The sequence below is a fragment of the Rubneribacter sp. genome, from assembly GCF_965361815.1.
Map to the genome: position 1 here is coordinate 1 of NZ_CBDTNW010000050.1, position 6,863 is coordinate 6,863.

4 protein-coding genes are annotated in these 6,863 nt (G+C 64.6%); 1 reads left to right on the plus strand and 3 read right to left on the minus strand.

Annotated elements, in window-relative coordinates; translation table 11 throughout:
• Positions 1-40: 40 nt before the first annotated feature.
• The 3 genes from ACWKY3_RS03035 to ACWKY3_RS03045 all read right to left on the minus strand — a co-directional run bounded on the left by ACWKY3_RS03035 (position 41) and on the right by ACWKY3_RS03045 (position 4,795).
• Positions 41-2,296: an oxidoreductase gene (locus ACWKY3_RS03035; protein WP_449314943.1), complete on the minus strand. Its 2,256-nt coding sequence runs from the start codon at positions 2,294-2,296 to the stop codon at positions 41-43.
• Positions 2,297-2,450: 154 nt separating this feature from the next.
• The gene (locus ACWKY3_RS03040) at positions 2,451-3,032 is read right to left on the minus strand and encodes a cytochrome c3 family protein (RefSeq protein ID WP_449314944.1); all 582 of its coding nucleotides are present in this window, start codon (positions 3,030-3,032) and stop codon (positions 2,451-2,453) included.
• A gap of 86 nt (positions 3,033-3,118) precedes the next feature.
• The gene (locus ACWKY3_RS03045; protein ID WP_449314945.1) at positions 3,119-4,795 is read right to left on the minus strand and encodes an FAD-dependent oxidoreductase; all 1,677 of its coding nucleotides are present in this window, start codon (positions 4,793-4,795) and stop codon (positions 3,119-3,121) included.
• Positions 4,796-5,016: 221 nt separating this feature from the next.
• Here ACWKY3_RS03045 and ACWKY3_RS03050 point away from each other — a divergent pair, with 221 nt between their 5' ends.
• On the plus strand, positions 5,017-6,564 hold the full coding sequence (locus tag ACWKY3_RS03050; RefSeq protein WP_449314946.1) for a response regulator transcription factor: 1,548 nt from the start codon (positions 5,017-5,019) through the stop codon (positions 6,562-6,564).
• Positions 6,565-6,863 lie beyond the last annotated feature (299 nt).

Here is a 6,863-nt window from a genome sequence, read left to right on the forward strand (position 1 = left end):
AAGCGATCGGCGCGGCTCGTGGCCGGCTGGGCGCTGGATGCTAGATGGCGCGCGCCGCCTGGTTGCCGGAGCTTACGGCTTCGGCGATGGTGGAGAACACGGCGGCGTCGCCGATGAGGTGCTTCTCGATCCCGGAGGGGATGGCGTCGAACAGCTCGGTGTTGGGTTCCATGGCCTGGCAGTTCACCACGGCGTCGCACGGCACGGTGACGGTGGTGCCGAAGTTGGTGTCGATGCGCACGCCGTCCTCCTCGATGGCGAGAGGGGAGGCCTCGTAGAACACGCGCAGGCCCTTGCTCTCCATCCACGCCTTCATGCTGTAGCGCACCCACGAGGGATGCTCGACGTCGAAGAACTCTTGTGCGCGGTCGGACAGGATGGTCACGGCCTTGCCCTGCTTGATGAGCGATATGGCCAGGTCGATAGCGTGGTGGTTGTCGCCGACCACCACCACGCTATCGCCGAGGTCGCCTCCTGCGGCCGCCTCCTCGATGGTCTTCACCAAAGGCGATCCCTCGGCGCCGGGGATGTCGAGGGCGGGGCGCACGCCGCCGGTGGCCACCAGCACGACGTCGGGCGCTTTCTCGACCACCAGGTCGGCGTCCACCTTGGTGCCGGTCACTACCGAGACGCCCTTCACCTCCTGCTGGCGCTCGAGGTACGCGCAGAAATCCGCGATCTTCTCATGCGGTCCCTTCACCGTGGAGGCGAAGGTCATAAGCCCGCTTAAGGAACCGTCCTCCTCGTAGAGCGTCACCTCGTGCCCGCGCTCGGCGGCGATGCGCGCGGCCTCCATGCCGGCAGGACCGCCGCCCACCACCATGACGTTGCGGGGCGACGCGGTCGGCTCGGGCTTCGCGCTCGTCTCGATGCCGCCGTCCTTCACGCGGCCGAACGTCGCGTTGCAGCGGCATCCCACCGTCACCGGGTGGGGGAGCACCGCCTGCAAGCAGGTGAGGCAGTGGTTGCAGGGAGCCACCTCGTCGCGGCGTCCCTCCTGCAGCTTGTTGGGCAGCTCGGGGTCGCACATGAGCGGACGGGTCATGGCCACGTAGTCGATCTTTCCGTCGGCGAGCGCGTTGTCTATCAGGTCGGGGGCCAGGCGCGGGTCCATGACGCCGACGGTGCCCACGGGAATGCCCACCGCCTGCTTGATCTCGGCGGCCACCTCCAGCAGCGCGCACGCTCCGTCGTACTGACCGTTGACCTTGCCCTCGAAGTGCCGGTCGAAGTCGACGCGCGTCCCGTAGCCGGTGTTGCCGCTCTCCACGGCGTGCAGCACGTCGGTGAAGAACGAGGCGGCGTGGTAGCCGTAGGCGCCGTAGCGCACCTGGAGCATGTCGGCGCCGGCCGCCTCGAACAGCCGCGCGAACTCCTTGGCCTCCTCGACGGTCATGCAGCCGTCGTTCTTGCCCAGGTACTCCACGTTGTCCTCCACGCCGTTGTAGAGCACCTCGATGATGAAGTCGGGTCCGCATGCCTGTCTGATCTGCCCGATCAGCTCGGTGAGGATGCGCGCGCGGTTCTCGTAGCTTTGCGGGCCGTACTCGTCGTCGCGCTGCGTGTTCCAAAAGCGTGAGAGGAACGTGGAGAAGGTGTGGTCGCATCCGGCGTTGATGGTGACGCCGTCGAAGCCCGCCTTCTGCATCATCTGGCAGCGATGCACGAGGTCGGCCTGGAAGGCGTGGATCTCGTCGACGGAGAGCATCTTGCGGGTGGCGACGTAGTTCTCGAAGGGCGCTGTGATGGCTCCGTCGCAAGAGCATTGCGACCACAGCCCCCACACCTGCATGCCGATGAGCGCGCCCTGCTCATGGACGTAGTCGGTGAACTGCTTGCACAGCGCCGCGTCCTCGTCGGTGGCGATGGGCGTGTTGCCGTTGGCGGCCTTGCCGGTGAAGTCGACGAACTGGTCCATCCAGATCAGGCCCACGCCGCCTTCGGCCATGGCGCCGTAAAAGTTCTTGACGTCGTCGGAGAATCCGGCGCCTTGGGACACCGTGCGCGAGGTGGCGCCCGACTTCACGATGCGGTTCTTCAAGGTGTGCGACCCCACCTGCAAAGGGCTGAACAGGTGGGAGTAGTCGGTGGTGAACGTGGTGTAGGACTCGTCTTGCGGATTGAGCTTATAGCCGGCCTGCTCTTTCGCGGGGGCGTCCCCGTCGGCGCCGTCTTTACGGGCGTCGGTGTTGGCGGTTGGCGCGCAGCCTCCGAGGCCGGCTGCGGCCAGCGACCCGGCCGCAGCCGTCGCGCTCAGTCCGAAAAACGACCTTCTCGTCAACGATGCCTTCTTCATGCTTCCTCCTCCTTCAGTAGGCTTTTCCGGCCGCGTGGGCCGTTTGCGCCTGCCATGGTAGGGAGGGCGGGTGCGGGAGGGATCGCCCATATGGACGATTTCGCATCGACGATACGGGTGATGCGCGGATGATCAGGTAGTTTGCACAGTTTCGTCACTGTTCGTGGCAGGTTCCGCACTGATAGACGTTCTCGTGATGGCATGTCGTGCAGGCGGCTTGCGCGGTTTGATCGGTGTCGGCATCCTCGTGGACGAGGTGGCAGTCGGTGCAGCTGATTTTCTCCCCCAGGTGCCCTTCGGGCAGGTCGTGGGGGTTGACCTCCGTTCCCTCCTCATCGACGAGGACAGCGCTTCTGGCCAGATCCTCCTGCGTTTCGGTTTGATCATGGCAGCCCAGGCACGTGTCCGGCGAGATGCGGGCGTTGCTCGATAGCTTGCTTGGCGTTTCAGCGCCTTCCGTCGCCTCTGCATGCGCCGATTCCAATGCGGTTGCGTTCGTATGGCAATCCAGGCAGGAAGAGGCGGCGTGTGCCAAGGCGGTTGCCGTGCTTTGGAAGGAGGATCCTTCCTTGACGTGGCAGGAGCCGCAATCGGCTTCAGGCGACCATGCGGCAGCCGGTTGGGCGCCATCCGCTTCGTCTTCGCCAGTTGGTTGCGGCGCCTGGCATCCAGTCAGGAGGGCGGCGGCTGCGGCAAGGGCGAACGCTGCCGCAAGGATTCCGGGACGCTGGTCCATTGCGGTTCCTTTCTCTTGTTCGGGGGCCGCCGGCAAGCCCTCCGGGAAGGGCGTTCTGCCGGCGGCGGATCGGTTCTGCCGAGCGCTTACGCAAGAGGCTCTTCTCCGGCTGCGCTCTGCCCGGCGATGCGGCCGAAGTTGAGGATCTCGGCCCAATTTTGCCCGTACATGGTGTAAGACTGGTCGGTCGCTTCGCTGAACGCCCCCACCGCGTACAGACGCGGGATGATTGCTCCCGACGCGTGGAGCACCTGGGCCCGCCCGTTTTTCCGCGGGCCTCCCACCGTGTTGTAAACCGACGGCTGCAAGCGCAGCGCGTAGAACGGCGGTGTGTCGAGGGGGACGAGGTTTGCGGCGTCTCCCGATTGCGCGGGGCGCCCGAAGTCGGCGTCCTCCCCGGAGGCGCAAAACCCATTGTAGCGGGATACGGTTGCGGCGAGTGCGCTTCCCTCCATCACGTAGCCTTCGTCCGCACTGTAAGCGTTGATCTTCTCGGCCAACTCCTCAAACGTATCGGCTTCCAGCAGGTATCCGGCCGCTATCTCTGCGGCGTTGTCGTCGCTCCATTCCTCGGCCAGCCCTCCGTCGGCAGGATCGACGGCTCGGATGCCGCTGTTCGGAGATGGCGTGAAAAGGGGGCCGGCCGCTATTACCTTGCTGTCCATGATCGCGTAGAAGGGGTTGTTGTCGAATCCTCCGTCAACCTGTTCGTTCGAGGTGTCGAAACGGTTGTAGTCGAGGTAGCTTCGGTGCCCGTACGGGCCGCCCGCCTTGTTGGGGTTCTCGCATTCGAAACGCTGTCCGCGCTTGTTGACGAAGATATAGCTCTTCTCCGGGAAGCCGGCGCCATTCAGGCCGGTGCGCAACTGAAAAAACCCGGGGTAGCGGAACCCGTACCCTTGGGCACAGCAGTTGTTCATATGCCACAGGTCTGCGCCGACCTTCTGGCACATGACGAGCCCGTCTCCAGTGTTGAGCGGCCACGACATTCCAGCGAGGGGGAAGGTGCGCATGTAGTCGAACATCATGCGCTCGTTGCCCTCGAATCCTCCGCAAGCCAGGATAACCGCTTTCTTTGCGCGAATGGTCGTTTCGGCGCCTCCTTGGAGGGCTTTCACGCCGATGATCGCCCCTGACTCGTCTTGGACGAGATCGGTTGCCCTCGTGTCCGTCAGAAGCTCTCCGCCGCCGTCGATGAACAGCGGTATCATGGTTCGCAGGTAGTAGCCGCCTCCTCTCACCGCAGCGGGATTGTCCGGGTCGGATATCTGGATGGCGCAAAGGGAGTCGGCACCAGGGAAGTTGGGGAAGTCGGCTCCCGGTTGATCGTCGCGCACCAGGTAGTTGACGCCGTGGTCGTCCAGGAAGCCCGTCAGCGTCGTCCCCGCTTCAGCCCAGGCTCGCGCCACCTCCTCGTCGGCGAAGCCGAGGCTCTGGGCCTTGATGTACTCGAGCGCCCCGTCCACGTCTTTGACCATGCACCCGTTTCCGCCAGAAGAGCGGGTGGCTCCGTAACCTGTTTCGCAGGGGACCGTCGCCTTCTCGATGATGGTCACGCTCGCTCCGGTATCCTGCGCGGCCACGGCAGCGGTGAGTCCTGCTCCGCCGGCTCCGACGACGAGCACGTCTGTCTCCTTGTCCCATGCGCCATCCTGCGTTTTGCTGTCCGCGCCCGTCGCTCCCGACGCGCATCCTGCGAGCAGGGCGGCCGAAGCCATCCCCGCTCCCGCCACGAACGCCCGACGGCTTATCCTCTTGTCCATGCCTCCTCCTTGTCTCGCTTTCGGTCCTCTCGGAAGCGGTTCGCCCCGCTTCCGCAGCTGCAGCCAAAGACGTCGAACAAACTGGTTGACGTTTTTCCGATTCGCCTTTACGCTACGGCCGTCTTCATGATGGATGAACGTCTGACCGGCGGAAACATCCGACAAGGAGCATTTTTTCCAGCTTTCACCCACGGTGGGTGAGACGAGGGGAGGGGGACAGTATGTCGAATCGCAAAACGGCGCAGCCGAGGATCGTGCTTGGCGGGCACTTCGCCCGGACTTTCCTGGCGTTCGCGCTTTTCTGGTGCTGGGAGGCTGCACTTGTGTACGCGCCCTCCATCCGGAGCGCGCGGGGGGAGTTGGCTCTTTTCTGGGCGATCTCCAACTATGGGACGCTGATAGCCTGGGCGCTTCTCGTCGCAGGCTGGCAGAAGGTGGGAAGATGGGCGGGATCTGCGGGTTGCCGCGCTGTCACGGCTGTGCTCCTGGAGGCCGGCACCCTCATGACGACGGTGCCGGCCGTATGGGCCCCTCCCGAAGGATGGGGCGGGTTCCCGGGGATCGACGTCGTGGGGGGATGCTGCTACGCGGTTGGCATCATGCTCATGGACCTGCATCTGGTCGCATTGGCGGCCGGGCTGCCCTCGGCGTTTTCCCGCAAGGTGGTTGTCATGGGGGCGATGGTGTGCCACTTGCTCATGTATCTGCTGGTCGACAATGCGCCGATGCCGGCGAACTTGGCGGTTGTCGCGGTGCTCCCGCTGCTCGCCGCAGGCGCAGCGAAGCCTTCTGCCGCCACGCGGCGTTCCTTGGCGCAGGGGGCGGGTGACTCGTTTCTTGGCGTCCTTCGAGATGCAGGTTCGGTGCGGGAGTTCGTTCGCGTTCCTCCCGTGTATCTGCTCGCGTTCTTTGTTATAAGCTTTTCAATAAATTTCATTCGCAATGAGCTGGTGCGAAGGATGGGGGAGTCGAATCCTTTCTCCGGATCGCCAACGGTGTCGCTCACCCTCCTGCTCCTTCTGGTGGCCTTGTTCGCCGCATGTGCATGCGCGCTGGGCGGCAAGCGCGATCCCGCACCAGCGTTCTCAGCGGCCTACGTGACAGCCGCCATAGCGGCGAGCATCGGCTTGCCCGATGAGCATGCGCTTGCTTTGGCGTTCACGTTCGGAGGGTTTTTCCTCTATGTCACTATGTTTTACCGGGTGGCTGTGGAGTGCGTGGTGCAGGATCCGTCGCGTTTCGCGCCAGTGGTCGTTTCCGTGTTCTTCTCGAACTCGCTGGGGCTGTCTTTGGGGACGCTCGCTTGCGAGTTTGTTCGGCCTTCGCCGGGCGATGTCTCCGCTTTCGCGCTCGTTGCGCTGGCCTACCTTGTGTTCGTCGCAGGGACCGCCATCGTGTTCGCGGACAAAGCCGGAAAGGGCAGAAAGGTATTTGACCGCAGAGGGGACGGAGGCGTCTTCGGCAACGCGGTCGCCGGGGGTGAGTCGCTCGAGGAGGCTGCGAGCGAAAGGATTTTTCGACCTCGGCTTTCAGCGGCGATTGACGATGCGTGCGAGCGTGCGGCTGAGGAGTTCGGTCTCACTGGGCGCGAGAAGGATGCCCTCCGGCTTTTGGCGAGGCATCGAGACTATCTTTCCATTGCCGAGGTTCTTGGCGTGAGTCCCAATACGGTAAAGAGCCACACGCGGCACATTTATCAGAAAATGGGAGTTCATTCGTCTGCGGAATTGTTTGGCGTGTTGGAGAGGATGGGAGAGGCGGGAAGTTGAGGCGCGGGAGAGGCGCAAAAGGCGGCAGCGGGGCGTCCGATGGGGGGCTTGGCCGCTGTCCGTCGCCCGCAGCCCGTCGTCGCCCGCGGCCTTGCCGGGAGTGCGAGTTACGTTAATCGGGAAGAGCGCCGTCGCTCCGGCGAGGAGGAGGGCCTCGGCATCCCCGGGGGGCCGCGGCGCGGTTGCGCGGCGGTTCCATGTTAGCACGTCGCCGCCCTGAACGCCGCCGCGGTTTTGAGCCCGGACGTCTCGGCCCGGTGGGGCGGCTCGTATCCGCGGCCCGCCGAGGGCGGGACCCA

Excerpts from the sequence above, each read along its gene's own strand:
- ACWKY3_RS03035 (WP_449314943.1), bottom strand. The coding sequence starts at position 2,296 with ATGAAGAAGGCATCGTTGACGAGAAGGTCGTTTTTCGGACTGAGCGCG.
- ACWKY3_RS03040 (WP_449314944.1), bottom strand. The coding sequence starts at position 3,032 with ATGGACCAGCGTCCCGGAATCCTTGCGGCAGCGTTCGCCCTTGCCGCA.
- ACWKY3_RS03045 (WP_449314945.1), bottom strand. The coding sequence starts at position 4,795 with ATGGACAAGAGGATAAGCCGTCGGGCGTTCGTGGCGGGAGCGGGGATG.
- ACWKY3_RS03050 (WP_449314946.1), top strand. The coding sequence starts at position 5,017 with ATGTCGAATCGCAAAACGGCGCAGCCGAGGATCGTGCTTGGCGGGCAC.